Source organism: Duffyella sp. Ts4 (assembly GCF_051851875.1).
Taxonomy (GTDB): Bacteria; Pseudomonadota; Gammaproteobacteria; order Enterobacterales; family Enterobacteriaceae; genus Duffyella; species Duffyella gerundensis.
This window is the reverse complement of record NZ_JBLYPN010000010.1, coordinates 94,213-120,485: the sequence shown is the minus strand read 5'-3', so window position 1 is coordinate 120,485 and position 26,273 is coordinate 94,213. Positions and strand designations below refer to the sequence as shown.

The window sequence follows — 26,273 nt, the reverse complement described above, 5'->3', positions numbered from 1 at the left end:
AGTTTGCAATTATCTAGCGCGCTATCTATATTTTCTTTCATGACGACATCTCAAGATGACAAAAAAGAACAAGGCGCGCCACTGCTGCTCGATCAGCAGCTCTGTTTCGCGATTTACAGCGCGAATCTGGCGATGCATAAAGTGTACCGTCAGCTGCTACTGCCGCTGGAGATCACCTATCCGCAATATCTGGTGATGCTGGTGCTGTGGCAACAGGATGATATTACGGTGTCGGAAATTGGCGAACGGCTGTTTCTGGATTCCGCCACGCTGACGCCATTGCTAAAAAGACTGGAAGCGGCCGGGCTGTTGAATCGCCAGCGTTCGCGTCGCGATGAGCGGCAGGTGGTGGTCACGTTAACCGCCAAAGGCCAGGCGCTGAAAACAGAGGCGCAGGCGATTCCGCGGGCGGTGCAGTGCGCATCCTCCTGTGATATCGACACCATGAGCGCGCTGAAAGCGCAGCTTGATATGCTGCGCGATAACTTAAATCGATAACGCTGCCAGCCTGGCCGCGTCATCACTTTCCTTAATCATGTAAATCGCTCGCGATTGAATCGCGTATAAAAGAGGATTCACCATGTCATTAGAAAAAGTTGTTTATACCGCAGAAGCAAAAGCCACCGGCGGCCGTGACGGACGCGCAACCTCCTCTGACGGCGTGCTGGACGTGAAGCTTGGCGTGCCAAAAGAGATGGGCGGCGCAGGCGGCGAAGCCACTAACCCGGAACAGCTGTTTGCTGCGGGTTACTCCGCGTGTTTCCTCGGTGCCATGAAGTTTGTTGCTGGCCGCGACAAAATCACCCTGCCGAAAGAGGCGTTTATTGAAGGCAAAGTGGGTATTGGCCCAATCCCAACCGGTTTCGGTATTGAAGTTGAGCTGGATATTCACCTGCCGGGGATGGACGAAGCGGAAGCGAAAAAGCTGGTTGATGCAGCGCATATCGTTTGCCCTTACTCTAACGCCACCCGTGGCAACATCGATGTGACCCTCAATATCAAAAATTGATGATCGCGCGGGCCGGTTCGCCGGTCCGCGACTGTTTTAGCGTTACGTTTAAATACACTCTTTGCTCCCCGCTTTATCCGCCTTTGCCTACGCTTAACGCACACATCTCTTTCTCTTTCCGGAGTTTTTTATGATGCATCCTTTCCGTGCGCTGGTACTCGGCTCGCTGTTCGCCACCTTTGGTGCCGCCGCCGTGCCTGCCGATCAGGTGATTAAACCGACTCGCGGCACCATTGACCAGTTCAACGGCCATACGTTGCAGCTGACCACTCGCCAGGGCGAAAAGCTCAGCGTCGACGTGACCGATAAAACGCGCGTTAACAGCGTCAGCAAAGCGCAGATGAGCGACATCAAACCCGACAGCTTTATCGGCACCGCCGCGGTACCACAGCCTAACGGCACGCTGCGCGCGCTGGAAGTTCACGTTTTTGCGCCCTCGCTGCGCGGCAGCGGTGAAGGCTTCAACCCGTTTGAATCCGCCGATGGCAAGGTCAATACCATGACCAACGGCACCGTAGGTAAACTGGTAAACAGCCAGGGCCGTACCCTGACGGTGAAATATGGTGATAAAGCCAAAACCGTTAACGTGCCGGACGATGTGCCCGTGGTACTGATTGAGCCAGGTAACACCTCGCTGCTCAAGCCAGGCACTAAAGTGGTGCTGTTTGGTCAGAAAGGCGACGATGGCAAGCTGGTTGCGCGTGGCATTTCTGCCGGTAAAGATGGCTTAACACCGCCAATGTAAAGAGTGCGCCTGTGAAGAGAGATCGCCAACATAGCTGGCCTGTCCGCCTGTGCCACTGGCTGAACGTGCTGGTGATGGTGCTTATGGTCATGAGCGGGTGGGGCATTTATAACGCCTCGCCACTGTTTGATTTTTCCTTTCCAGCCTGGCTGACCCTCGGTGGCTGGCTGGGTGGGCACATCGCCTGGCATCTGGCGATAATGTGGCTGCTGGCAGGCAACGCGCTGCTCTACCTGATCTGGGGTGTTAGCAGTGGGCATTTCCGGCGCGATTTCTTCTCCTTTACGCCGCGCCAGCTGGTTATTGATGGCTGGCAGGCGCTGCGCGGCAAATTACACCACACGCCAGGCCGTTATAATGCGGTGCAAAAGCTGATGTATGTCGGCGTGCTGGTGGTGGGGTTTCTGCTGGTGCTGTCAGGGCTGGCGATCTGGAAGCCGGTGCAGCTCAGCGGGCTGGCGGCGCTGATGGGCGGCTTTGACATCGCCCGTTACGTGCACTTTTACTGTATGGCCGCCGTGCTGCTGTTTGCGCTCATTCACGCAATCATGGTGCTGCTGGTCCCCAAAACGCTGGTGGCGATGATCACCGGTGGGCGAAAAGAGGAACATCAGGATGGCTGACAATCGGCCGCTGGAGCCCGATCAGCGCAAACAGCTGATCAATTTACAGCGGCGCATGCTGCTGCGCGGCGGCCTGACACTGGGTGCGGTTTCTATGCTTACCGGCTGTAATCTGCAGGATGGCGACAGCGTAGATCGCGCCTTATGGGCGATGTCGCGCTGGAACGATCGCGTACAGGCTTGGCTGTTCAGCGGTGACAAGCTGGCGCAAACCTATCGCCCCGATCAGATTACCCGGCCTTTTCGCTTCAACGCTTTTTATCCGGAATACAACGTGCCGGAGATTGACGTGCCTAACTATCGGCTGGAAGTCAGCGGCAAAGTAGCGAAACCCGCTTCCTGGACGCTGGAACAGCTGCAACGTCTGCCGCAGGACGATCAGATTACCCGCCTGATTTGCATTGAGGGCTGGAGCGCCATTGGCCACTGGCGCGGCGTGCCGCTGCGCACGCTGTTACAGCAGGTGGGAGCCGATACGCAGGCGCGCTATGTGGGCTTCAAATGTGACGACCGCTATTACTCCAGTCTGGATATGGCCACTGCGCTACATCCGCAGACTATTCTGGCCCTGGAATTTGATGGTAAACCGTTACCGCCCGATTTCGGCTATCCGCTGCGACTGCGTGTGCCGACTAAGCTCGGCTTTAAAAATGCCAAGCACATCGCGGCGATTTTTGTCACCGATCAGAATCCCGGCGGTTACTGGGAAGATCAGGGCTATAACTGGTTCAGCGGCATCTAGTATAAAAATCACACAATTTGCTCGCCACGATAACCAGAATTCGCTGCGTAACCGGCCTAATTATGGTTTACTGTCCGTTCTTTACGGCCACGCCTCGCTTGCTAAATCGTTCAGAATCCTCCTGTAACATGATTAACCTCGTTTAAACCACGGTTTGGGCGAACTCCGCCACCCTGATAAGGTCTGATAAGCGTTTACACGCTATGGGGCCACGTTGGGGAAAGAAGGTCAGATGAATTATATAAAAACGTTAACACAGCAAAAGCTGTCTCTTTTGTTGTCACTTTATATCGGTATTTTGTTGAATTTACCGATCTTTTACCGCCGATTTGATCCCTTCATCAGTAAATCAAACGCCACCGACTGGTTCTCTGCTGCTGCTGAAATCCTTGCCAGTGTCCTGCTTCCTTTCTTCCTGATGCGCTTATTGTCGCTGGGCGGCAAACTGGTATGGCGCATACTGGCCACGGCTGTGGTACTGATTTCCGTTGCTGCCGCCTATTACATGGCCTTTTTCAACGTGGTGATTGGCTACGGGATTGTCGCATCGGTGATGACCACCGACGTCGATCTGTCGAAAGAAGTGATCGGCTTTCACTTTGTGCTGTGGATGGTGCTGGTCAGCGCGCTACCGTTGATGATGATTTGGCTGAACAATTTGCGTGACACGCTGATTGAACAGCTGAAAACGCCGGGCAAACGTCTGAAGCCGCTGGTGATTTTGGCGCTGTCGGTTGCGCTGGTCTGGTTGCCGATTCGCTTCTTCGATAAGCTGCAAAAGACCAACGAAGAGATCACCAATATCGATCTGCCGAGCTATGGCGGCATCGTGGCGCATTCGTACCTGCCCTCTAACTGGCTGGCGGCGGTGGGCCTGTTTACCTGGACGCGCGTTCACGAGACGCTGGATGATCAGGAACTGCTCGATCCGGCGCAGAAATTCACCTATGTCGCGCCACCAGGCATCGATGATACCTACGTGGTGTTTGTGATTGGCGAAACCACGCGCTGGGATCACATGGGCATTCTCGGCTATGACCGTGATACCACGCCTAAGCTGTCGAAAGAGAAGAACCTGGTAGCGTTCCGCGGTCAGTCGTGCGATACCGCAACCAAGCTCTCGCTGCGTTGCATGTTTGTGCGTGAAAACGGCACCATGGATAATCCTGGCCGTACGCTGAAAGAGCAGAACGTGTTTGCGGTTATGCGCGAGTTGGGCTTTACCTCCGAGCTATTCGCCATGCAGAGTGAAGTCTGGTTCTACGATAATGCCAACGCCAACAACTTCTCTTTCCGTGAGCAGATTGGTTCAGAGAAGCGTAATCAGGGCAAAGCCGTTGACGATATGCTGCTGATTCCTGAACTCCAGGCGTCGTTGCAGCGCTATCCGAAAGGCAAGCATCTGGTGGTCCTGCATACCAAAGGCTCGCACTATCTCTATTCGCAGCGCTATCCGCGTGACTTTGCGCGCTATAAGCCGGAGTGTATGGGCGTGGATGATACCTGCAGCAAAGCGCAGCTGATCAATGCCTTTGATAACTCGGTGCTTTATACTGATACGGTGCTCGACAGCGTGTTCGATCAACTGCGTGATAAGAAAGCCATTGTGTTCTATGCCTCCGATCACGGTGAATCGATCAGTGAAAACATGCACCTGCACGGTACGCCGCGTGAAATGGCACCGCCAGAGCAGTTCCGCGTGCCGATGATTGTTTGGGCATCTGACAAGTATCTGGAAGATAGCCATAACAAGAGCGCGTTCGAACGGTTACAGGCGCAGCAGCGCGTGGGTGCGACGCACCGTCACGTTGAGCTGTTTGATACCATTCTTGGCTGCCTGGGCTATACCTCACCGGATGGTGGCATCAAAGCCGCCAACAACTGGTGTCAGGCACCTGCCAGCGCACATAGCGGTAGCTAATGACTCTGCTGCCAATCGCCGCCGAAGCAGCAACAGCACGCTTTCCAGGCGATTGGCAGGCAAAGTATAAAAAGTCGTTGACGCTCAAATAGCGGCGCAGTAACATGCGCCCGCATCGGCGAGTAGCGCAGCTTGGTAGCGCAACTGGTTTGGGACCAGTGGGTCGGAGGTTCGAATCCTCTCTCGCCGACCACATTTAAGAAGAAGAAGCCCGCTTGAAAAAGCGGGCTTTTTTTCGTCTGGAATTTGAGGGGGGGGGTGTTCGGGCCTGATGTGGGCGGCCGGCCTTTTAAGGTCAACGTCTTAGGGTCAGGGTCAAAAGCCATTTCGTCCAGGCTAAAGCCTGCCCGAGCAGGGCCGGCAGTCGCCCCGGCCCTGCACCCACGCTATCCGGCAAACACAACCGCCCGCTGCGCGGGTGCCCTCAGCAAAACCCTTTTCCTGACGGGCCAGGCGCAATTCGCTCCCGGCTCAACGCACCTTCTCGCCGCATCCCTGCGGCTCGCCCTGGAAAACGCTTTTGCCTCGGCGGTGGTGATGCCTCCTCAAGGTCAAAACCCAGGTCAAAACCACAACGACAAAAATCAAAATCAAAAGCCAAAGCCAAAGCCAAAGCCAGAGCCAGAGCCAGAGCCAGAGCCAGAGCCAGAGCCAGAGCCAGAGCCACAACCAGAACCAGAACCACGACTCAAGCCAGAGCCAGAAAGGGTGAGAGCTGGAAAACAAGGTGGGGGAAATTGAGTGCAGATTGGGATCTTCGCTCAGGTGAGGCCAGGTGAAAAAAGGGATGAAAGGGGGCGTAATGGCAATCGCTTAAGAGCGGTTACGGATTGGGTCATGCCGGAATGGCAAAAGCGTTGGTCGAAAGAGAGCGGGTCGTTTTTGATGTAAATAAATAAGACAATAAAACAACCCTATAGCGCGATAATTTGCCGAAAATAGTGCTTATTATCAGAGGATTTTATTTTTTATCGACGTAAAGCCCTTATTGATATCGCGCCGATGAACTATAAGAAAATCCTTTTTGCGCTCTTTAGTGTATTCCGTTAGGGGAACAGCAATACGCCATATTTAACCCTGCCAATCATCGCTGTTATTTTTGAGACGGTTTTTATTGCCTTGATGCTCCGCAGGCCTTGTCAGCTCTTCCTCGAACGCTTAATTCGCAGCGCATCCAACTTATGATCTTCCTCTCTGATTTGACTGTTTCTTATGCGAAAAGCGCAGCATATTTAGCTGAATGTTGTGCAAAACAGAGACGAAATCGGTCATAACATCGCCGTTTAGCCTTAATTTGAAATTGTTTTTTAGCAATGATAACCACTAGCTTATTGCTGGTTTGACCAGATTAATGGCTGCTTTAATGGCAACTTATTGAATTAATTTACTGGCAAATCATCTTTTCGCTTTTTTTTATGTTTGTTTGCACTTTCTCACACTCTGTGTAAATACCGTTGCGCCGTATTGACGTTAGTTGCAACTGTTGACAAATTGATGCGTCAATAAGGGTGCGAAAGCGGATTTATCTGACGGATTCGATTGCGTCAGTTTTTCATCACGTCAACCTCACATCCTCTCCTTGCACCGGCCGCATAAAAAAACCAGAGGTCGGGCAAATGCAACACGCACACAACAACACATCACACATTGGAGCATAAGCATGAGTAAATCCCTGGCTCAATCCAGGATGCTGAAGGTCGGTCTGAGCATGATTGCGATGACCGTAGCCGCAGGCGTTCAGGCTAAAACCCTGGTTTATTGTTCTGAAGGTTCGCCTGAAGGCTTCAACCCACAACTGTTTACCTCCGGCACCACCTATGATGCCAGCTCACGTCAGATCTATAACCGTTTAGTGGAGTTCACGGTGGGTACCACCGAACTGCATCCGGCGCTGGCGGAAAAGTGGGATATTAGTGACGATGGTAAAACCTATACCTTCCACCTGCGTAAAGGTGTGAAATGGCAAACCACCAAAGATTTTAAACCGACGCGCGATTTTAACGCCGATGACGTCGTGTTTACCTTTGAGCGCCAGCTCGACAAAAACAACAAATATCACGGTGTTTCTGGCGGCAGCTACGAATATTTCGAAGGCATGGATATGCCGAAGCTGATCAGCAAAATCGAGAAGGTCGATGAAAATACCGTGCGCTTCGTGTTGACGCGTCCGGAAGCGCCTTTCCTGGCTGACCTCGGTATGGACTTCGCGTCCCTGCTGTCAAAAGAGTACGCCGACAACATGCTGAAAGCCGGCACGCCGGAAAAAGTTGACCTGAATCCGGTCGGCACCGGCCCGTTCCAGCTGCTGCAATACCAGAAAGATTCGCGCATCCTGTACAAAGCCAACGCCGACTACTGGGGCACCAAGCCAAAAGTCGATCGTCTGGTGTTCTCTATTACGCCTGATGCTTCCGTGCGTTACGCCAAGCTGCAAAAAGGCGAATGTCACGTGATGCCATACCCGAACCCGGCTGACATCGCGCGCATGAAGCTGGATAAAAACATCAATTTGTATGAGCAGGCGGGCCTGAACGTCGGTTACCTCTCTTATAACGTTGAGAAAAAGCCGCTGGATAATCTGAAGGTGCGCCAGGCGTTGACCATGGCGGTCAACAAAAAAGCGATCATTGAAGCGGTTTATCAGGGTGCCGGTCAGCCAGCGAAAAACCTGATTCCACCCACTATGTGGGGCTACAACGACGCGGTGCAGGATTATGCTTACGATCCTGAAAAGGCGAAGGCACTGTTGAAAGAAGCGGGCATGGCGGACGGTTTCACTATCGATCTGTGGGCAATGCCGGTACAGCGTCCTTACAACCCGAACGCGCGTCGTATGGCTGAGATGATTCAGTCTGACTGGGCGAAAGTCGGCGTGAAGGCGAAAATCGTGACCTACGAATGGGGCGAATACCTCAAGCGTGCGAAAGCGGGCGAGCATCAGACCGTTATGATGGGCTGGACCGGCGACAACGGTGACCCGGATAACTTCCTGGCAACGCTGTTCAGCTGTTCAGCCGCGAAAGATGGCTCGAACTACTCGCGCTGGTGTGACAAATCGTTTGAAGATCAGATTCAGCCAGCACGCGCCACCGCCGATCAGGCGAAGCGCATCGAGTTTTATAAGCAGGCTCAGGTTGTGATGCATGACCAGGTCCCGGCGCTGATGATCGCGCACTCAACGGTATACGAACCGGTCAGCAAGAAAGTCTCCGGCTATAAAGTAGATCCGCTTGGCGGCCACTACTTTGCTCAGGTAGACATTAAGGAATAATCCTGCTGCTTCCGGGGCGGCGCGAGTTGCCCCGGTTTTATCCCCTGTTTTACTGGAAACGGTAGAGACGCAGCCCATCTGCGTCGCGGTCGGGGCTACCCGATCGTCAGATGTAAGCAATAACTAACCTTGCGGCTACGGCTGCCTGGTCACGAGAGAAACGGATTATGTTGCAGTTCATACTCCGACGTTTGGGCCTTGTTATCCCAACGTTTATCGGTATCACATTACTCACTTTTGCATTTGTTCATTTGATCCCAGGCGATCCGGTATTGATCATGGCGGGTGAGCGCGGGATATCTCCCGAGCGTCACGCGCAACTGATGGCCCAACTGGGACTCGACCAACCACTATGGAAACAATATTTCAGCTATATCAACGGGGTGCTGCATGGCGACCTGGGGATTTCGCTGAAGAGTCGCATCCCGGTATGGGATGAATTTGTGCCTCGCTTCCAGGCGACGCTGGAACTCGGCTTCTGCGCGATGATTTTCGCCGTGGCCGTGGGTATTCCGGTGGGCGTACTGGCCGCGGTTAAACGCGGTTCTGTCTTCGATCACACCGCGGTAGGCATCTCACTGACCGGCTACTCCATGCCGATTTTTTGGTGGGGCATCATGCTGATCATGCTGGTTTCGGTGCAACTCAACCTGACGCCGGTTTCCGGCCGCGTGGGCGACACCGTTTTCCTTGATGATACGCAACCGCTTACCGGCTTTATGCTGATCGACACGCTGATTTGGGGTGAGCCAGGCGACTTCCATGACGCGGTCATGCACATGATTCTGCCAGCGATCGTGCTGGGCACCATCCCGCTGGCGGTGATTGTGCGCATGACGCGCTCATCAATGCTGGAAGTGCTGGGCGAGGATTACATCCGCACCGCGCGCGCTAAAGGACTGTCGCGTATGCGCGTCATCATTGTGCATGCGCTACGCAATGCGATGCTGCCGGTGGTCACGGTGATTGGTTTGCAGGTCGGCACGCTGCTGGCAGGCGCTATTCTGACCGAAACCATCTTCTCCTGGCCGGGCCTTGGTCGCTGGCTGATTGAAGCACTGCAACGCCGCGATTATCCGGTAGTGCAGGGCGGCGTGTTGCTGGTCGCGGTGTTGATTATCGTGGTTAACCTGTTGGTTGATCTGTTGTACGGCGTGGTCAATCCGCGCATTCGCCACAAGAAATAAGGGGGCATCATGTCAATTGTTGATCCAGCCAGCGTCACCGCTGCACCCAAGCCGATGACCCCAATTCAGGAATTCTGGCACTACTTTAAGCGTAATAAAGGCGCGGTCATTGGCCTGGTTTACGTGGTTCTGATGCTGTTAATCGCTATTTTTGCCAACGTGCTGGCACCGCATGCGCCCGCGGAGCAGTTCCGCGATGCGCTGCTGCATCCGCCGGTCTGGCAGGAAGGCGGCAGCTGGAAGTTTATCCTCGGCACCGACGATGTCGGCCGCGACGTATTAACGCGTCTGATGTACGGCGCGCGGTTGTCGCTGCTGGTGGGCTGTCTGGTGGTGGTGCTGTCGCTGGTGTTTGGCGTGATCTTCGGCCTGTTGGCGGGTTACGTTGGCGGTGCGCTTGATGCAGCCATCATGCGTCTGGTCGATATCATGCTGGCGCTGCCAAGCTTGTTGCTGGCGCTGGTGCTGGTGGCAATTTTTGGTCCGTCGATCGTTAACGCCTCTATCGCGCTGACTTTCGTGGCGCTACCGCACTACATTCGTCTGACGCGTGCTGCGGTGCTGGTGGAGATTAACCGCGACTACGTTACCGCGTCGAACGTCGCCGGCGCCGGTCCGATCCGCCAGATGTTCATCAATATCTTACCTAACTGTCTGGCACCGCTGATCGTGCAGGCGTCGTTGGGTTTCTCCAACGCCATTCTCGATATGGCGGCGTTGGGCTTTCTCGGAATGGGCGCGCAACCGCCAACGCCGGAGTGGGGCACCATGCTCTCCGACGTGCTGCAGTATGCGCAAAGTGCCTGGTGGGTGGTGACGTTTCCTGGCGTCATTATTCTGCTTACCGTACTGGCATTTAACCTGATGGGCGACGGCTTGCGTGATGCCCTCGACCCGAAACTCAAGCAGTAAGAGGCTCCGAGATGGCACTATTACATGTAGATCAACTATCGGTGCATTTCGGCGACGAAAAGGCACCTTTCAAGGCGGTTGACCGCATCAGCTACGAGGTTGAACAGGGCCAGGTCGTCGGCATTGTCGGTGAATCGGGTTCAGGTAAATCGGTTAGCTCGCTGGCGATCATGGGATTAATCGATTATCCCGGTAAGGTAAAAGCGGAGAAGCTGGCGTTTAATCAGCGCGATCTGATGAAAATCTCCGAGAAAGAGCGCCGCCAGCTGGTGGGCTCGGAAGTGGCGATGATTTTCCAGGATCCGATGACCAGCCTGAATCCTTGCTACACCGTGGGTTATCAGATTATGGAAGCGATCAAGGTGCATCAGGGCGGCAATCGCCGTACCCGTCGCCAGCGCGCCGTCGATCTGCTGAACCAGGTTGGCATTCCCGATGCGGAATCGCGTCTTGATGTCTATCCGCACCAGCTTTCCGGCGGCATGAGCCAGCGCGTGATGATTGCCATGGCGATCGCCTGTCGGCCAAAACTGCTGATTGCCGATGAGCCAACCACCGCGCTGGATGTGACCATTCAGGCGCAGATCATCGAGCTGCTGCTGGAGCTGCAAAAGCAGGAGAACATGGCGCTGATCCTGATTACTCACGATCTGGCGCTGGTGGCCGAAGCGGCACAGCACATTATTGTGATGTACGCCGGGCAGGTGGTGGAAACCGGCAAGGCAGTGGATATCTTCCGTGCGCCGCGCCATCCTTATACGCAGGCGCTGCTGCGGGCACTGCCGGAGTTTGCGGTCGATAAAGCGCGTCTGGCGTCGTTGCCAGGCGTGGTGCCGGGTAAATACGATCGGCCCAACGGCTGCCTGCTGAATCCGCGCTGCCCGTATGCCACCGATCGCTGCCGGGCGGAAGAGCCGCCATTACGTGATATTCCGGGGCGTCAGTCCAAATGTCACTATCCGCTGGATGATGCCGGGAGACCAACTTATGAAGCATGAAACCACTGAGCAACATTATCTGTTGCAGGCGATCGATCTGAAAAAACACTACCCGGTGAAAAAAGGGTGGTTTGGTGAAGAGCGGCTGGTGAAGGCGCTGGATGGCGTCTCATTCAATCTTGAGCGCGGCAAGACGCTGGCGGTAGTGGGCGAATCGGGCTGTGGTAAATCGACGCTGGGTCGTCTGCTAACCATGATTGAAACGCCGACCGAAGGGCAGCTTTACTGGCACGGCCAGGATCTGCTCAAGCACGATCCGCAGGCGCAGAAATTGCGTCGGCAGAAAATTCAAATCGTGTTTCAGAACCCGTACGGCTCGCTGAACCCGCGCAAAAAAATTAGCCAGATTCTGGAAGAGCCGCTGGTGATTAACACCAGCCTGAGCAAGGCAGAGCGCAAAGAGAAAACGCTGGCGATGATGGCGAAGGTCGGCCTGAAAACCGAACATTACGATCGCTATCCGCACATGTTTTCCGGCGGCCAGCGCCAGCGTATCGCGATTGCCCGCGGCCTGATGCTCGATCCGGACGTGCTGATTGCCGATGAACCTGTATCGGCGCTGGATGTATCGGTACGTGCTCAGGTGCTGAACCTGATGATGGACCTGCAACAGGAGTTGGGCTTGTCTTATGTGTTCATCTCGCACGATCTGTCGGTGGTTGAGCACATTGCCGATGAGGTGATGGTGATGTATCTCGGTCGCTGCGTTGAACGCGGCACCAAAGAAGCGATTTTCAGTAATCCGCGCCATCCTTATACGCAGGCGCTGTTATCGGCTACGCCGCGTCTTAATCCGGATGATCGCCGCGAGCGTATCAAGCTCACCGGCGAGCTGCCGAGTCCGCTGAATCCGCCGCCGGGCTGTGCGTTTAACGCCCGCTGCGTGCGCCGCTTTGGTCCCTGCACTCAGTTGCAGCCGCAGCTAAAACAGTATGGCGACCAGCAAATCGCCTGTTTTGCTGTTGATCAGGATGAACAACAGCAGGCGGGCTAAACAGGTAAAACGGGTCACTGGCTGGCCCGTTTTTTTTGCTTTCATAACCAGGCTACACCAGATGAAATTCTGATTTTACTTAAGTTTGACTTATTAATTTAATTGCTAAAATACCTTTATTGCCGCTTTTTTGCCCGTTTATGCCTTAAAATGTCCAAGACTCCCTTCTCTTTCCTCTGAAAAACTTATAAGAATAATCTCACGGTCTGCGTGAAGTGTGCTATATTCGCCGAAAATTTCCTCTCTCTGACTGGCCAGACAATTTTGCATGAAAAATTACGACGATTTACAGCGTTTTAAGGAAAAAACGCAGACGCAGGATATCAACTTCAGGGATATGTCGGGCCAGTCATTAGAAAACGACCAGCAGCGCTGGGCGATTATTCAGCAGCTGTCTGAAGAGACAAATCATCATGACGTGCTGGAAACCGGGCAGCGCATCGATCGTGCGCAGCCGCAGCCGGTGAAAAGCGACGCCTTTACGGCGCCGGTGGTGGCGCAGCTGTTAAGCGCGCGCACCGTCAGCACCGGCAGCCTGCTGCTCGACAGCGTGGCGGCCAGTCCAAAACCAGTGACACCGCTGTCGTCGCTGCGTGCTCAGGCGGCGGTGCAGACTACGCCCGCAACCGGTTCGCTGCTGCAGCAGATTTCAGCCACCGCGGTGCCTTCGCGGCCCGCTGCACCTGCGCCGGTGGCTCAGCCAGCACCCGCTGCGGCACTGCCGCCTGTTGGCATGCCGACGCCGCCGCCTTCTGCACCTGCTGCGCATGGCCGTTTTGGGGGATTATTCCGCACGCGTCCCGCTGAGCCGGTAATGCTGTCGAAAGAGACGCTACTCAAACCGTTACTGGAGAAGATCGCCCTATGCCGTTAGTTTGTGTTTGCTCACCGAAAGGTGGCGTTGGTAAAACCACGATGGCGGCTAATCTCGCCTGGGCGCTGGCGCGCTCCGGCAGCAAAGTACTGGCAATCGATTTTGACGTACAAAATGCGCTGCGCCTGCACTTCGGCGTTCCCTTATCTGACGGGCGCGGCTTTGTGGCGCGATCCGCTGAAAATCCGGACTGGAGCCAGGCGGTGCTGACCACTGGCGGCAACGTCTTCGTCTTGCCCTACGGCGACGTAACGGAAGAGGAGCGGGTGCGCTTCGAAGATCATCTCACGCAGGATGCGCATTTTTTACCGCGCGGCCTGAGCACGTTGCTGAATTATCCCGGCCTGGTGATTGTGGCTGACTTTCCGCCCGGCCCGAATCCGGCGCTGAAAGCGGTGGCCGAATTAGCCGATTTACATCTGGTGGTGATGTTAGCGGATACCGCCTCGGTATCACTGTTACCGCATATTGAAAATAACCGAATGATCGGCAAAGCGTTAAATAATAAAGCCGGGCACTATTTTATCCTGAACCAAAGTGATACGCGTCGTAATATAAGCCGGGACGTGACTGCTTTTATGCAGCAGCGCCTCGACGATAAATTATTGGGCGTGGTGCACCGCGACGAGAGCGTGGCAGAAGCCAATGCTTCACAGCAGTCTATTTTTGATTTTAGTCCGGTTTCAGCGGCGGCTTTTGATATTGAGCTGATCGCAAGGCGTGTCGCTTCGCTATTGGACATCCAGGTTGGCAACGGAGAATTGCACGGTTCGCTGCGCTCGCGGTAAGCCGGAAAGCGGGCCGCTGCGCGGCCTGCGGATAACATTATCGCCAGCGAGCGAAATAATAATAAACATTTAGCGTTGCCAGGATCCTCATGAAAAAAATTTGGTTCTACCTGCTGCTATTGGTATTAGCGCCAATTGCGACGGTGATCATCATTACGCCCATGGACAGCCAAAAGCAGTATATTTTTGGTTTAATCAGTATTGGTCTGCTCTTTTTATTGGGCTTCAGCAAAAGCCAAAAAGTCAGCGTGGTGATGGTATTTCTGTCGGCATTAATGTCGACGCGTTATATCTGGTGGCGCACCACCGAAACCCTGCATTTTAATTCGGAGATAGAGGCGCTGTTCGGCATCGCGCTCTATATTGCCGAGCTTTACGTGTGGGTGATTTTAATTCTTGGCTTCCTGCAAACCACCTGGCCGCTGAAGCGCACCATTGAGCCGTTGCCGGATGATATTAGCCTCTGGCCGACGGTCGATATCTATATTCCGAGCTATAACGAAAGCCTCGACGTGGTGCGCGATACCGTGCTGGCAGCCCAGTGCATCGATTATCCGCGCGATAAGGTGAAAATCTATCTGCTTGATGATGGCAAGCGTCGTGAGTTTGCGGTGTTTGCCGCCGATGTTGGCGTCGGCTACATCACGCGCGACGATAACCGTCACGCCAAAGCGGGTAACCTCAATCATGCGATGAAAATCACCAAAGGCGAGCTGATCTGCATTTTTGACTGCGACCACGTTGCCACGCGCACCTTTTTACAGGCCACCGTGGGGCCCTTCCTGAAGGATCCCAAACTGGCGCTGCTGCAAACACCGCACTACTTCTATTCACCCGACCCCTTTGAACGCAACCTGCGTGCGGCGCGCTCAATTCCTAACGAAGGTGCGCTGTTCTACGGCCCGGTACAGCAGGGCAACGACAACTGGAATGCCACCTTCTTCTGCGGCTCCTGTGCGGTGATCCGCCGTGCGGCGCTGGAAGAGATTGGCGGTTTTGCTGTGGAAACCGTGACTGAAGATGCGCACACCGCGTTGAAAATGCAGCGCCTTGGTTGGGGCTCGGCTTTTCTGGCGATCCCACTGGCGGCGGGTCTGGCAACCGAACGTCTCGGCCTGCACGTGGTGCAGCGTACTCGCTGGGCGCGCGGCATGACGCAAATTTTCCGCGTCGATAATCCGCTGTTTGGTCGCGGCCTGAAGTGGCAACAGCGTCTCTGTTATCTCAACGCCATGCTGCATTTCCAGTTTGGTATTCCGCGCGTGATCTTCCTGACCGCACCGCTGGCTTACCTGCTGTTTAACCTGAATATTATTCACTCTTCTGCATCGCTGATTTTCGCCTACGTGCTGCCGCATCTGGTGATGTCGCTGTACGTTAACTCACGCATGAACGGCCGTTTCCGTTACACCTTCTGGGGTGAAATCTATGAAACGGTGATGGCATTTCACCTGGTTATTCCGACGTTGCTGACGCTGATTTCACCCAAGCATGGCAAGTTCAACGTGACCGACAAAGGTGGCCTGCTCGATCAGGGTTTCTTTGACTTCAACATCGTCCGTCCGCATGTCATCACCGCACTTCTGCTGACCGCAGGCATTACCGCAGGCGTGGTGCGCGCGGTGGCGCATGACTATTTTGGCGTCGATCCCTGGGTTATCGCGCTGAACGTTGGCTGGGCGATTTTCAGCCTGGTGATTCTGATGGCGGCGATTGCCGTGGCACGTGAGACCAAGCAGGTACGTAAAACCATCCGTATCGAGGTCGAAATTCCGGCCATTATTCATTACGCCAGCGGCATCTCGTCACGCACGGTGACCTCCGATTTGTCGATGGGCGGCGCGCAGATCATCGCGCCCGATCAACGTCATCTGCATGATGAAATTGAAGAAATTGATATTCTGCTGCAATCGGGCGCCATCACTATTCCGGTTAGCATCATCTCCAGCGACGACGACGTGATTCGCCTGAAGTTCGGCCAGATGCCGCTGTCGCGCCGCCGTGAACTGGTACGCGTGGTGTTGGCGCGCGCCGACGCCTGGATTCAGCCGCAATATAAGCCGGACAGCCCGCTGCGCTCGCTGTTAACCATTATTCGTACCGTGTTTGAACTCTTCTGGCTGACCTGGAAAGGGCGACGGGACAAACGTAAAACCGTTGCCGGTCAGGCGCAGGAGGATCAGGGAGCATGAAACCACGTCTGATAAAAAGTCTGCTGGCGACCTCGCTGGCGGGCAGTCTGCTGCTGAGCCACGCATGGGCGGAGAACACCGCCGTCACGCAGGACAGCGAGGCGCTGTCGCAGGTGCCGCCGCCGCCGGGCGTCGGTGCGGAAGAGCAGCAACTGCGCGCCGCCGTGGCCGCCGAACCTTATGCGCCAACCTCTGCCACCGGTACGCAAACCGCGCCCGATGTCACGGATGAAGGTGCAGTCAGCGCGCCGGTAGCGACTGAACCGTCCCGAGCGCAGACAGCGCCTGCTACCCGCGAGCCAGCTTCGGCAGCACCTTCCATCTCGCCGCCACCGGCACTGCAACCGGAGACGTCTGCTGTGCCGATGACTGACATCGCCCCGGACAGCCAGCAACAGCCCGCCGCCGAACCCGCGCCACCCGCTGTTGATGCTGCCGCCGAGGCTACGCTGCCTGCTGTTGATGCCGCGCCATCCGCTGTCGACAGTACAACGGCTGCACCTGCACCTGCACCTGCACCTGCACCTGCACCGCTGCCCGTGGTCGAGACGCCGATAATGGCTCCTGTGCTGTTGTTTCAGCCAACCAGCAGCGAAATCAGCGTGGCGCAGATGGGCCAGCCGCGTGGCATCACGCTGACCGGCGGCCAGTTGCAGTCAGGCATTGTCTTTACGCTGCCCGCCGATCAGGTCATCACCAACGCCCGGCTGATGCTGTCACTGCGCGTCTCTACCGCGCTGGCTGCCCGCAACACCTCGCTGCAATTGATGCTTAATGGCCAGCCGTTGGGTACGCTGCCGCTGGGCGCTGCCGACAGCGACGTCAGTGATTATCAACTCGATATTCCGGCGGCGATGGTGGTGTCCAGCAATAATCTCAGCTTCAAAATCAACGATGCCGATAAGCTGCTGTGCGAGCGCGACAGCGCCACGCAGAACCGCGTCACCATTATGCCGACCACGCGTCTGTTGCTGGAAGGGCAACAGCTCAACACCGGCACCCGCCTGCGTAATTTTCCGCGGCCGTTTATCGATCCGATGCAGATGACCGAAGCCAGCGTGCCGATGGTGTTTCCAGCGGCAGTCGATGCGGCGCAGGTCAGCGCGGCGGCGATGGTCGCTTCCTGGCTGGGCATTCAGGCGGATTATCGCGGCGCCCGTTTTCCAGTATTGCGCGATCGCCTGCCGGAGAAAAATGGCATTGTGTTTGCGCATCCCGGCGACAAAATTGGCGTGCTCACCGTGCCTGCGGGCAACGTAGCCAGGCTGATGATGATCGACAACCCCAACAACCCGATTTACAAGCTGATGCTGGTGATCGGCAGTGATGATGAGCAGCTGCGTCAGGCGGCGTATCGTCTGGTCAGCCAGCCGCTGACCACCGATGCCGCGTCGCTGACCGTGGTGACCGCTAACGTGCCGCAGCGTCAGGCGTATGATGCGCCGCGCTGGATCAACACCACGCGGCCGGTGCGCCTCAGTGAACTGCTGCGTAGCGATCAGAGCATGACCACTAACGGATTGTGGCACGATGCGCTGCGCGTGAACTTCCGCGCCGCGCCCGATCTCTTTCTGTGGGACGGTGACGCCATTCCGGTGCAGCTCAACTATCGCTTTCCGGCGGAAACCTGGATTGACGAAAATAACTCGTATCTTAACGTCATGCTCAACGGCACGTTCCTGCGCAACCTGTCGGTTAACAAACTCGGGCTACTGGAAGATGTCTGGCGCCGCCTGGGCGGTGACGCGCGACAGGAAGCATATCGTCTGGAGCTGGATCCCTATCTGATTTACGGCGATAACCAGCTGGCGCTGTACTTCAATATTGCGCCTAAAGCGGACGCACCGTGCGGCGTGCTGCTGAATAACAATATCAAGAGCCGCATTGAGGAAGATTCGTTTATCGATCTGAGTCATACGCGACACTTCGCGATGTTGCCTAACCTGGCCTATTTCGTCGGCGCATCCTTCCCGTTCTCCCAGCTGGCGGACTATTCCCAGACCACGCTGCTGCTGCCGGAGAAACCCAGCGACAGCGAAATCAGCACGCTGCTCGATCTGGCCAGCCGTTCCGGTAACGCCACCGGCGTGGCGCTGTATCAGAACCATGTGCTGTTTGGTATTCCGCAGGGCGGCACCTCGCTGACACGCCTGAAGAACAGCGATGTGCTGGCGGTCTCCACCGTGCAGCAAAGCGCCTTTACCCGCGCCATGCTGGCTAAAAGCGATTATGACGCCAGCGGCACCACGCTGGGCGTCAAGGCGCCGGGCGTGCTGGATAAGATGCGCAGCTGGCTCACCGGCGACTGGTCACGGCAGCAGCTCGATGCCGATCGCTATTTTTCTTCCAACGAAGCCTGGCGCGGCTTTGTCAGCTACGCCTCGCCGTGGAACGCCGGTCGGCTGGTGGTGATGTCTATCGCTACCAACGATGCGCAACTGCTGCGTTTGCACAGCGATCTGAACGCACCAGGGATTAACGCCGGGATTCGCGGCGATACCGCGATCATCACCGATGAAAACGGCATTCGCAGCTTCCGCGTTGGCCCCCAGTCGCCGCGCGGCGAAATGCCCTGGTACATGATGGTGTTCTGGTATGCCAACCAGCACAGCGTGCTGTTAGCGCTGGGCGCGTTGCTGTTGGCAGCGATTGCCGGTAGCGCCACCTGGGTTATGTTGAAACATCATGCGCGTCGTCGTTTGCCATCGCAAAACGACAACCAGCAGACCGGTAAGAAGTAAGGAAACCCTAATTATGAAAATCACTTTCCTCAATGCCGGTATCAAACAGGCGCTGCTGTTCGGCGGTACGCTGGCGCTGGCGCAACCGGTGCTGGCAGCTGACAGCAGCAATCCGGCGCTGCAGGCGCTGTTTGATCAGGCATCTTACTGGCATCAAAAAGCCCATGACGACCTGGCGATGCAGTCGCTGCAAAAGGTGCTGATGGTGGAGCCGGGCAATACGCAGGCGCTCTATTTGCTGTCTCTGTATGCGCAACAGGGCGGTGATAACACCGCCGCTGCCCAGTGGCGCTCGCGCCTGAAAGCGGTATCGCCAAACGATCCTCATCTCAGCGAGCTGGATAATGCCCGCCAGATGCAGTCGATTCCCCAGGCGCAGCTCAGCCTGGCGCGTCAGCAGGCGCGCAGCGGCAATATTGCGGCCGCGCTGCAAACCTGGCGCAATACCTTCACCGGCAATGAACCACCGGCCAGCGTGGCGGCAGAATATTATTTGACCATGGCGGGCGATCGCACCTTGCTGCCACAGGCGGTGGAAGCATTAAGGCAGTTTGCCAGTCAGCATCCGCAGGACACCGGCGCGAAGCTGGCTCTGGGCAAGGCGTTGACCTATCAGGAATCGACCCGACGTGAAGGATTACAGTTGCTCGGCGAACTGGCGAGCGGTAATCAGGATGCCGATCGTTCGCTGCGTCAGGCGCTGCTCTGGTTAGGACCGCAGCCGGATGACGCCGCGATCTATCAAACCTGGCAGCAGCGTCACCCGCAGGATAATGCGGTGATGGAGCACTATCGTAAAAATGTCGGCGGCGCTGAAAAAGGTCAGGGTTTTACCGCCCTGAACAGCGGCGACGTCGCCGGCGCACAGAAGTCATTTTCTACCGTGCTGCAGGCCAACCCGGAAGATGCGGATGCGTTAGCCGGTATGGGCTATGTGGCGCAGCGCGGCGGTAATTATGCGCAGGCGGCAGATTATCTGGAACGGTCGGCAAAACAGGGCGGCACGGAAGGCGAGTCACGTCAGCAGCAGGCGGGCGATGCGCGTTTCTATGCCCAGCTAGCGGCGGCGCAACAGGCGCTGAAAAACGGCGACAACGCGCAGGCGCTAACCCTGAGCGAACCGCTGGCGCAGGTCAGTGGAGAAAAAGGGCTGGCGGCGAAGCTGTTTCGCGCCGATGTGCAGCGTCGCAGCGGTGCATTTGCTGACGCGGAGCAGACCTATCGCGCGGTATTACAGAGCGACAGTGATAATCGCAATGCCAAAGAGGGGCTGTTCTACGTGCTGCGCCAGCAGAACCGTGGCGAGGAGGCGAACAGCCTGCTCGCGTCGCTGCCCGACAGCGTGCGGCAAAGTATGGCGCCACGCCCCAGCAGCCCCACCAGCGATCCGCTGCGTCAGCAGGCCAAAAAAGCGCTGGCCGCCGGTAATCCAACGCAGGCGATCGCCCTGTTGCAGCAAGGCATTGCTCGCTTTCCCGCCGACGGCTGGCTGCGTCTTGATCTGGCGCGCATTTATCGCCAGCAGGGCGATAGCGCTATGGCGGCCAGCGTGATGCAGCCTGCGTTGCGTGACAACGCCAGCGTTAACGAAGGGTACGCCGCAGCGATTAACGCCAGCGAAAGTGGTGCCTGGCAGCAGGCGAGCACGCTGCTGTCACGCATTCCTGCTGCCAGCCGCACCGGCGAGATGCGGGCACTGGCAGAACGGGTGAATTTTAATTTACAGATGAGCACCGCCGATCGCTATCTGGCGCAGGGCGACAACGCCGCGGCGGCGAATACGCTGAAAGCGCTGGCGATGTCACCTCCGGCTAATCCGGTCGATGCCGGTAATCTGGCCGATCGGCTGGCGAAGGCGGGCGATCTCACTTCGGCCGTCGCGGTGGTACATAACAACATGCAGCGCGGCGTGCAGGGTAACGCGGGCGATTATGCGGCACAGATGACGGTGCTGAATCAGGCCGGTTTAAGCAGCGAGGCGCAATCTTTCCTCAGCAGCCCGGAACTGCAGGCAAACAGCACGCCGTCTCAGCTGGCGAGTTTGCGTAACGGTTACGTGATCAACGAAGCCGACCGCCTGCGCGAGCAGAAACAGTATGCCGCGGCCTACGATAAGCTGGTGGGCGCGCTGCAGCACGATCCGCAGAACCCGGAGCTGATGTTCGCCATGGCACGCCTCTATCAGGCGGGCAAAATGAACAAAGAAGCGGGCGTGGTCTACGACTATCTGATGACGCGCGATACGCCGAATCAGGATGCCCGCGTAGGCGCTATCGATGTGGCGCTGGCTAATCACGATCTGGATAAAGTGGCCCGCCTGCGCAATGGCCTGCGCGCGACGCAGACGCCGGATCGCCTGCTGCTGCTGGCACGGGTGGAAGAGGCGCAGGGCAATCACAGTCAGGCGCTGGCCTACTTACGCAGCGCACGCGGTCAGCTGATTGGCCTGCAGGGTACACAGAATGGCGCAACGCCGACCATCGGTGGCCTGGCGCTGAGCGACAATCCGTTTATCAACCGCAGCACGCCAGTAGCGAAGGCTTCGCCGTCGAGCTACGGCAGCGTATTGCCATGGCAGCAGACACCGCTGGCCACCGGCGGTGAAGGTGAAGCGATAGCGGATAACAGCGCCGTGGCGCAGCAGGGCCGCACGCTGCACCAAATCGACAGCATGATGGACGATCTGCAAACGCGCACCGGCAGCTGGGCGCAGGCGGGCGTGCAGGTGCGCGGCCGCGATGGTGAGTCGGGCCTCAGCAAGCTCACAGAAGCCAAAGCGCCACTGACCTGGTCAAGCGTGCCGTTTGGCGACTCACGCGCTGAATTTACCGTTACGCCAGTGACGCTGAATGCCGGTAGCGCAGCGGGCAACGCCTGGCAGCGCTTTGGTACCAACGCCCTGACGCAGTCGCAGGTGGTGGCCAACGGCAGCGCCACGCTGAATGATGTGCCTGCGGCCACCACCGAATCGCAGCAGGCATCCGGTGTTGAAGTGGCGGTGGCACTGAAGAGCGACAATTATAAAATTGATCTCGGTTCCACGCCGCTTGGTCAGGATCTCAATACGCTGGTGGGTGGCATTCAGTGGTCGCCGAAGCTAACCGACTTCCTGACGCTGGTGCTCACCGGTGAGCGGCGCTCAATGACCGATAGCCTGCTTTCTTACGTGGGAGCCACCGACAAAACCAGCGGTAAAACCTGGGGGCGGGTCACCAAAAATGGTGCCAGCGCGTTGCTCAGCTATGATAACGGCGATGCGGGCTATTATCTCGGCGCCGGTGCGTACAGCTATCTCGGCGAGAACGTTGCCAGCAACAGCAGCCTCAACGGCAACGCCGGGGTTTATCTGCGTCCCTTCCATGGCAGCGATCGCGAACTGAAAACCGGTATTAGCCTCGGCTGGATGGATTTCTCGAAGAACCTCAGCTATTACAGCTATGGTCAGGGCGGATACTTCAGCCCGCAGGATTACATCAGCGTGTCGCTGCCGGTGGAATATTCCCGCACTTATGACGATCTGAAAATGAATGTCGGCGGCGCGGTGGGCTACCAATCCTATTCGCAGGATCGCAGCGCGATGTTTCCGAACAATCCCGATCTGCAGTCGGCAATGGATAATGCCGTGGCCAATGGCTTTGCCAAAGAGGCGTACTATTCCGGCGGCAGTAAAAATGGCATCGGCTATAACCTGCACGCCGGTGCAGATTATAAAATATCGAAAGAGGTTACCGTCGGCGGTCAGCTCGGCTATGACACCTTTGGTGATTACAACGAAAGTACCGCGAATCTGTGGTTCCGCTATATGTTCGGAGATAAATGATGGCACAGGATTATGGCGCACGGCCGCAGCCGGGTTGGTTTGATCTGCTGAATCTGATGATTAGCGGCATGATCGACAATGCCGGAGAAGCGGAAAGCCAGGCCTTTTTACACAATATTGGCGAGCAGCTGGCGGAACGTTATCCCTTGCCTGCCGCGCGCACCGTGCAGGATCTGGAAACCCAGATTAACCTGGTGCTGGCGCGCTTTAACTGGGGATTCGCTGACCTGCAGCCGCAGGAAGGCGCAATGCTGATTCAGCATCTCGGCCTGCCCGGCGGCGATGGCACTCAGGAACAGGCGCAGTTTCAGGCGGCGCTGAGCGCCGTGCTCTGTGGGCTTTATGGGCGCTGGCTGCGTGAGCAGGGTGGCAGCGCAACCGTTCCTGTGGTCTGCGAGAGCACCGCACAGGATTCAACACTGACTTTTCGCTATCAATAAGGTTATTACGTCATGCAGAAATGGATCCGGCATAAGTGGGTAGCGTTAATGATGATCATGCTCTGTAGCGCGCAGGCCGCAGCCAGCGAAGGCTGGGAGACCTATAAAAGCCGCTTTTTGCAGGCGGATGGTCGCATTATCGATACGGCTAACAAAAACGTCAGCCACACCGAAGGTCAGGGCTATGCGATGCTGCTGGCGGTACATTATAGCGATCGCGCCACCTTCGATAAGCTCTGGCAGTGGACCAATACCACGCTGCGCGACAAGCAGAACGGGCTGTTTATCTGGCGCTATAACCCTGCCGCAGCGAATCCCACGGGAGATAAGAACAACGCTTCCGACGGCGATATTCTGGTGGCGTGGGCGCTGCAACGGGCGGCGGAAAAATGGCAGAACCCGGCGTATCAGCAGCAGTCCGATGCGATTCAGAAAGCGATTATTGCTCATGATGTGATTCGCTACGCGGGCCGTACGGTTATGCTGCCGGGCGCGCAGGGATTCAATAAAACCAGCTATGTGGTGCTGAATCCATCTTACTTCCTGTTTCCGGCGTTTCAGGCGTTTGCTAAGCGCAGCCATTTACAAGTGTGGACCACGCTGATTAACGACAGCTTTGCGCTGCTCAGCGATATGCGTTTTGGCACCAGTGGGCTGCCGCTGGATTGGGTGGCGATGAACGCCGATGGTTCAATGGCCCCGGCTACCGGCTGGCCGCCGCGCTTCAGCTACGATGCGATTCGTGTGCCGCTTTATATCGCCTGGTATGATGCGCAAAGCCTGCGTCTGGTGCCGTTCCAGGCGTTCTGGCAACACTATCCGCGTCAGGCGACACCCGCGTGGATCGATGTGCTCAGCAACACGCCAGCGGGCTATAACATGAACGGTGGTCTGCTGGCGGTGCGTGATTTAACGATGGGTGAAACAACCTATATTAACGATCGGTTGCCTGCTGATAGCGATTACTACTCGGCCAGTTTGCAGCTGTTGACCAATATGGCGTATGAGGAGAGCCGGTAACCGCGGTGATATTTCGCCTTACAAGCTGGCAGGCGTAAGGGCCCAGGACGCGCGCCTTTGACGGTAGCGCGCCCTGGAACCTGTTTTACCGTGATAGCGGTAATGCTTCATTGAGATACAGACCCGACGCTTCTCCCGCCTGCGAGGCGGGAGAAGGGGGGTTAGTTGGGATAGGGTACCCAGTCGCCACCGTTAAGGCGGATCCAGGGTTTGCCCTGATACATAATCACCACCGCGTTATCGTTTTCTGAAACCACTGGCGTTTGCGGCAGATTTTGTGTGAGCACCGACATGTTGACGTTAGGCGCGTTGAATACCTGGCCGTCAACCACGCGCGAGATCAGCTCAGAAAGCGCCAGCAGGCTGGTGGGCGTTTCAACGGCCAGTGCCTGTTCCTGATGCGGCGCTTTCATCCCCACAAACTTAATGCCCACGGGCACATGCGTAATATCGGGGCTGGGAATATCGCGCAGGCCTGACATCTGCATTTTATCGCCTTTCAGGGCGGCACCGTGTTCCGGCACCACCAGCACCATCACCCGCCGGCCCGATTTTTCCAGATTGGTCAAAAACGTATCCAGCTGATCGAACAGCACCTGCGCGCGCGGCTTCCATGGCGCGGTTTGCGTCGTGCCAGGCTCACGCGTGCCGTCATGCAATGGAATCAGGTTATAGAAGGTGGCGGTGCGCGGCTCACTGCTTTTCTGACGATCGTCCAGCCAGCGTTGCATCAGTTGCCCATCGTTGAGCACCGGTGAGCCATCAAAGGAGGTCAACTCCGGCGAAATGCCGCTTTGTGACATCAGCGGTGCCTGAATATCGCCAAAATCACGCAGTTCCTGCAGATAGTTACCAAACACGCCGGTATGGTCCATCATCAGCTGCTCTTTGAAACCGAGTTTTGCCAGATTATCAAACAGATAACAGTTATCCTGAGTAGGCTTGTAAAGATCGCTGTGCGACATCTGGCCGCAGCTGGCGCGCAGCAGACGGATCCCCGCAGGGCCGCTGTAACCGGTGGCACCATTGAAATTGTTGAACTGAATATCAAAATGCTTCCACAGCGGATGCGAACGCAGCTGGGCGTAATCGATATCTGACCATGCCAGCGAGCAGATGTTGATAACTAAAATATCAAACGGCTGAGAATCAGCCGGTAGTGTCGCCGGAAAGTGCGTATTGCGCTGTCGTTCATGCTCATAAAAACGGTTCAGCCAGGCGGTGAGATTGGCACTGGTGGGCGGAGCGGCATCATCCAGTGCGTCAGGCACTGCGCCCGCAGGCGCGCTGGTTTTCAATACCACTGGCGGCGTGGTGTTGTTGGTTGGCAGCAGCGAAAAGGCCGGGCCCGCCAGATTGACAATGTTTAACCAGAGTAGCAGCAGCGACACCAGCACGGTAATGCGGATCCATTGCGAGACAAACAGATAGATCACCAGCATGACGAACATGGCGCCGACCATCTGCCAGTTGATAAAGCGGTTAAGCAGATCGAGCAGGTAGTTTGGCGAGAAGCCCGCCAGCTGATTGCCCTGACTGAGCAAGCTTTCCCAGCCCGGCAGCCAGGTATCGTGCCATAACAGCGCAAAACCTATGGGCAGGGAGATCAGCTGGCGCAGACGATGCAGTCGCAAGCTGGGCAACGGAAAAATCAGCCAGGCGAGAAACACCAGGTTGGTTAGCGCATGGAAATTAAGATAACCAAACCAGAGCAGCGCAAATTTCAGGAGAAAATAGAAATTCCAGCCGCCTAAACCGCGCCAGTGAGACCATCGGGAAGGCGAGTGTGCGTCAGGCGCGTTCACATCATTCATTAATCATCTTCATCCATTTTGGTGGTTTTTCGCTGCCAGGTTCCCTCATATTTCAACGCGCGTGGCGCTAACAATCGCCAGGAAATGTTGCGCCAGCCAGCAGGCAGCCAGCGGACATAGAGCGGTCGAAAAACTAAAAGAAGTAGCAGCAGTACGATAAGGATTTGTACGGCGTCCATCAG

General features: G+C 56.4%; 20 protein-coding genes and 1 tRNA gene. 19 read left to right on the top strand and 2 right to left on the bottom strand.

All coding sequences use genetic code 11. The features are described 5' to 3' along the window. The first annotated feature begins 39 nt into the window (after window positions 1–39). The 19 genes from ACJY2L_RS14915 (at window position 40) to ACJY2L_RS14825 (ending at window position 24,277) form a co-directional block, all read left to right on the top strand. A complete protein-coding gene (locus ACJY2L_RS14915; protein WP_439213966.1) occupies window positions 40–498 on the top strand; it encodes a MarR family winged helix-turn-helix transcriptional regulator in 459 nt (152 codons plus the stop codon). A gap of 82 nt (window positions 499–580) precedes the next feature. Further along, window positions 581–1,009: an organic hydroperoxide resistance protein gene (locus ACJY2L_RS14910; RefSeq protein ID WP_187486590.1), complete on the top strand. Its 429-nt coding sequence runs from the start codon at window positions 581–583 to the stop codon at window positions 1,007–1,009. Window positions 1,010–1,139: 130 nt separating this feature from the next. Then, window positions 1,140–1,754: a hypothetical protein gene (locus ACJY2L_RS14905; RefSeq protein ID WP_067434765.1), complete on the top strand. Its 615-nt coding sequence runs from the start codon at window positions 1,140–1,142 to the stop codon at window positions 1,752–1,754. A gap of 11 nt (window positions 1,755–1,765) precedes the next feature. After that, a complete protein-coding gene (locus ACJY2L_RS14900) occupies window positions 1,766–2,377 on the top strand; it encodes a cytochrome b/b6 domain-containing protein (RefSeq protein ID WP_439213967.1) in 612 nt (203 codons plus the stop codon). After that, the gene (locus ACJY2L_RS14895) at window positions 2,370–3,119 is read left to right on the top strand and encodes a molybdopterin-dependent oxidoreductase (protein WP_439213968.1); all 750 of its coding nucleotides are present in this window, start codon (window positions 2,370–2,372) and stop codon (window positions 3,117–3,119) included. The genes ACJY2L_RS14900 and ACJY2L_RS14895 overlap by 8 nt, the downstream gene beginning before the upstream one ends. A 232-nt stretch (window positions 3,120–3,351) precedes the next feature. Then, on the top strand, window positions 3,352–5,040 hold the full coding sequence (gene eptB, locus ACJY2L_RS14890; RefSeq protein ID WP_439213969.1) for a kdo(2)-lipid A phosphoethanolamine 7''-transferase: 1,689 nt from the start codon (window positions 3,352–3,354) through the stop codon (window positions 5,038–5,040). A 116-nt stretch (window positions 5,041–5,156) separates the two neighbouring features. Beyond that, a tRNA-Pro gene (locus tag ACJY2L_RS14885) sits at window positions 5,157–5,233 on the top strand. 1,467 nt (window positions 5,234–6,700) lie between these two features. Then, the gene (gene dppA, locus ACJY2L_RS14880) at window positions 6,701–8,311 is read left to right on the top strand and encodes a dipeptide ABC transporter periplasmic-binding protein DppA (RefSeq protein WP_439213970.1); all 1,611 of its coding nucleotides are present in this window, start codon (window positions 6,701–6,703) and stop codon (window positions 8,309–8,311) included. Window positions 8,312–8,478: 167 nt separating this feature from the next. Further along, window positions 8,479–9,498: a dipeptide ABC transporter permease DppB gene (gene dppB, locus ACJY2L_RS14875; RefSeq protein WP_067434750.1), complete on the top strand. Its 1,020-nt coding sequence runs from the start codon at window positions 8,479–8,481 to the stop codon at window positions 9,496–9,498. Window positions 9,499–9,507: 9 nt separating this feature from the next. Next, window positions 9,508–10,410: a dipeptide ABC transporter permease DppC gene (gene dppC / locus ACJY2L_RS14870; RefSeq protein WP_067434747.1), complete on the top strand. Its 903-nt coding sequence runs from the start codon at window positions 9,508–9,510 to the stop codon at window positions 10,408–10,410. 11 nt (window positions 10,411–10,421) lie between these two features. Then, a complete protein-coding gene (dppD, locus tag ACJY2L_RS14865; RefSeq protein WP_439213971.1) occupies window positions 10,422–11,408 on the top strand; it encodes a dipeptide ABC transporter ATP-binding protein in 987 nt (328 codons plus the stop codon). After that, a complete protein-coding gene (gene dppF / locus ACJY2L_RS14860) occupies window positions 11,398–12,402 on the top strand; it encodes a dipeptide ABC transporter ATP-binding subunit DppF (protein WP_067434741.1) in 1,005 nt (334 codons plus the stop codon). The genes dppD and dppF overlap by 11 nt, the downstream gene beginning before the upstream one ends. A gap of 268 nt (window positions 12,403–12,670) precedes the next feature. Continuing rightward, window positions 12,671–13,276 carry a cellulose biosynthesis protein BcsO gene (gene bcsO, locus ACJY2L_RS14855; RefSeq protein WP_439213972.1) on the top strand — a complete coding sequence of 202 codons (606 nt, stop codon included), beginning with the start codon at window positions 12,671–12,673 and terminating at the stop codon, window positions 13,274–13,276. Next, on the top strand, window positions 13,267–14,064 hold the full coding sequence (gene bcsQ / locus ACJY2L_RS14850; RefSeq protein WP_439213973.1) for a cellulose biosynthesis protein BcsQ: 798 nt from the start codon (window positions 13,267–13,269) through the stop codon (window positions 14,062–14,064). Before bcsO ends, bcsQ begins: the two co-directional genes overlap by 10 nt. A gap of 89 nt (window positions 14,065–14,153) precedes the next feature. Continuing rightward, window positions 14,154–16,256, top strand: coding sequence for a UDP-forming cellulose synthase catalytic subunit (gene bcsA / locus ACJY2L_RS14845; RefSeq protein ID WP_439213974.1), 2,103 nt, complete (start codon window positions 14,154–14,156; stop codon window positions 16,254–16,256). Further along, entirely contained in the window at window positions 16,253–18,997 is a 2,745-nt protein-coding gene (gene bcsB, locus ACJY2L_RS14840; protein ID WP_439213975.1) for a cellulose biosynthesis cyclic di-GMP-binding regulatory protein BcsB, read from the top strand. The genes bcsA and bcsB overlap by 4 nt, the downstream gene beginning before the upstream one ends. 13 nt (window positions 18,998–19,010) lie before the next feature. After that, window positions 19,011–22,817, top strand: a complete 3,807-nt coding sequence (locus tag ACJY2L_RS14835; RefSeq protein ID WP_439213976.1) for a cellulose synthase subunit BcsC-related outer membrane protein — start codon at window positions 19,011–19,013, stop codon at window positions 22,815–22,817. Continuing rightward, window positions 22,814–23,257, top strand: a complete 444-nt coding sequence (gene bcsD, locus ACJY2L_RS14830) for a cellulose biosynthesis protein BcsD (RefSeq protein ID WP_439213977.1) — start codon at window positions 22,814–22,816, stop codon at window positions 23,255–23,257. The genes ACJY2L_RS14835 and bcsD overlap by 4 nt, the downstream gene beginning before the upstream one ends. A 12-nt stretch (window positions 23,258–23,269) precedes the next feature. Beyond that, a complete protein-coding gene (locus ACJY2L_RS14825) occupies window positions 23,270–24,277 on the top strand; it encodes a glycosyl hydrolase family 8 (RefSeq protein WP_439213978.1) in 1,008 nt (335 codons plus the stop codon). A gap of 161 nt (window positions 24,278–24,438) precedes the next feature. On the opposite strand, the gene bcsG is transcribed toward ACJY2L_RS14825, so the two are convergent. Next, window positions 24,439–26,091: a cellulose biosynthesis protein BcsG gene (bcsG, locus tag ACJY2L_RS14820; RefSeq protein WP_439213979.1), complete on the bottom strand. Its 1,653-nt coding sequence runs from the start codon at window positions 26,089–26,091 to the stop codon at window positions 24,439–24,441. Then, complete coding sequence (locus ACJY2L_RS14815) at window positions 26,091–26,270, bottom strand: cellulose biosynthesis protein BcsF (protein WP_439213980.1); 180 nt, start codon at window positions 26,268–26,270, stop codon at window positions 26,091–26,093. The genes bcsG and ACJY2L_RS14815 overlap by 1 nt, the downstream gene beginning before the upstream one ends. Window positions 26,271–26,273: the final 3 nt, after the last annotated feature.

Bases quoted from the DNA above. Each gene is read 5' to 3' on its own strand.
- ACJY2L_RS14905 (WP_067434765.1), top strand. From the start codon at position 1,140: ATGATGCATCCTTTCCGTGCGCTGGTACTCGGCTCGCTGTTCGCCACC.
- ACJY2L_RS14815 (WP_439213980.1), bottom strand. From the start codon at position 26,270: ATGGACGCCGTACAAATCCTTATCGTACTGCTGCTACTTCTTTTAGTT.
- ACJY2L_RS14825 (WP_439213978.1), top strand. From the start codon at position 23,270: ATGCAGAAATGGATCCGGCATAAGTGGGTAGCGTTAATGATGATCATG.
- dppC (WP_067434747.1), top strand. From the start codon at position 9,508: ATGTCAATTGTTGATCCAGCCAGCGTCACCGCTGCACCCAAGCCGATG.
- ACJY2L_RS14910 (WP_187486590.1), top strand. From the start codon at position 581: ATGTCATTAGAAAAAGTTGTTTATACCGCAGAAGCAAAAGCCACCGGC.
- dppA (WP_439213970.1), top strand. From the start codon at position 6,701: ATGAGTAAATCCCTGGCTCAATCCAGGATGCTGAAGGTCGGTCTGAGC.
- ACJY2L_RS14835 (WP_439213976.1), top strand. From the start codon at position 19,011: ATGAAAATCACTTTCCTCAATGCCGGTATCAAACAGGCGCTGCTGTTC.
- ACJY2L_RS14915 (WP_439213966.1), top strand. From the start codon at position 40: ATGACGACATCTCAAGATGACAAAAAAGAACAAGGCGCGCCACTGCTG.
- bcsA (WP_439213974.1), top strand. From the start codon at position 14,154: ATGAAAAAAATTTGGTTCTACCTGCTGCTATTGGTATTAGCGCCAATT.
- bcsB (WP_439213975.1), top strand. From the start codon at position 16,253: ATGAAACCACGTCTGATAAAAAGTCTGCTGGCGACCTCGCTGGCGGGC.
- bcsQ (WP_439213973.1), top strand. From the start codon at position 13,267: ATGCCGTTAGTTTGTGTTTGCTCACCGAAAGGTGGCGTTGGTAAAACC.
- eptB (WP_439213969.1), top strand. From the start codon at position 3,352: ATGAATTATATAAAAACGTTAACACAGCAAAAGCTGTCTCTTTTGTTG.
- bcsD (WP_439213977.1), top strand. From the start codon at position 22,814: ATGATGGCACAGGATTATGGCGCACGGCCGCAGCCGGGTTGGTTTGAT.
- bcsO (WP_439213972.1), top strand. From the start codon at position 12,671: ATGAAAAATTACGACGATTTACAGCGTTTTAAGGAAAAAACGCAGACG.
- dppF (WP_067434741.1), top strand. From the start codon at position 11,398: ATGAAGCATGAAACCACTGAGCAACATTATCTGTTGCAGGCGATCGAT.
- ACJY2L_RS14895 (WP_439213968.1), top strand. From the start codon at position 2,370: ATGGCTGACAATCGGCCGCTGGAGCCCGATCAGCGCAAACAGCTGATC.
- dppD (WP_439213971.1), top strand. From the start codon at position 10,422: ATGGCACTATTACATGTAGATCAACTATCGGTGCATTTCGGCGACGAA.
- dppB (WP_067434750.1), top strand. From the start codon at position 8,479: ATGTTGCAGTTCATACTCCGACGTTTGGGCCTTGTTATCCCAACGTTT.
- bcsG (WP_439213979.1), bottom strand. From the start codon at position 26,091: ATGAATGATGTGAACGCGCCTGACGCACACTCGCCTTCCCGATGGTCT.